The sequence below is a fragment of the Psychromonas sp. genome (assembly GCF_983033635.1).
Window position 1 is genome coordinate 1,272 of sequence record NZ_CEZLMY010000317.1, and the last position, 741, is coordinate 2,012.

The 741-nt window shown below is 35.6% G+C and carries 1 pseudogene; it reads left to right on the top strand.

The features are described 5' to 3' along the window. A pseudogene (locus tag AC4GME_RS18940) lies at positions 1-582 on the top strand (hypothetical protein); the annotation flags it as partial. Positions 583-741 lie beyond the last annotated feature (159 nt).

Sequence of the window (741 nt, forward strand, 5' to 3'; positions counted from 1 at the left end):
GATATTTCACTGATTTTGAATCGGTTATCAGAAGATGTTGATTATTTAGTTTCAACTATGTCTTCTGAAGAGGGGACTGTTAAAGATTTATTATTGTACTTGCGTGATAGAAATACAATTAACATTGATGAGCGCTACGTTCCCTATTTAACTGATAATCTTAACGAAGAAAACGATCAAAATGAAGCAGTTCAAGCTTTTTTGAACTGCTCTCCTAATGAGATACTGGAGTATAAAAAGTATATTGAAGAAGTTTCTCCTTTTGTAACACAGCAAGGTGTTAAAGGGACCCAATTTGAAAGGGTTTTGCTGGTTATTAATGATGATGAAGATCGGCAGAATATTTTTTCTTATGGGAAATTGCTTGGGTATACAAGTTTATCCGCTAGGGATAGCGGTAATATTGAAAGTGGCATTGAATCAGTAATTGAACGTACGAGGAGATTATTGTATGTATGTTGCTCTAGGGCAGAGAAAGATCTCGCTATAATTATTTTTGCCCCTAATGTCCAGATAGCTTATGACGCGGTACTAGCAACAGGTTACTTTGAGGTGAGCTCTATACATACTTCTCTTGATTAGATGCATTTTACTTTCGTCGATGAGTTGTTAGTCAAACATTTCTTAGCATGCTGAACTTAAGTTGAGTTAACTTTAGTGCCATTAGGGTCAGGTCTTTCTTTTTGCTTGTTTAATAATTAGCACCAGTTCTAAGGTGTAATGGGGCGTTTGATACTTAAG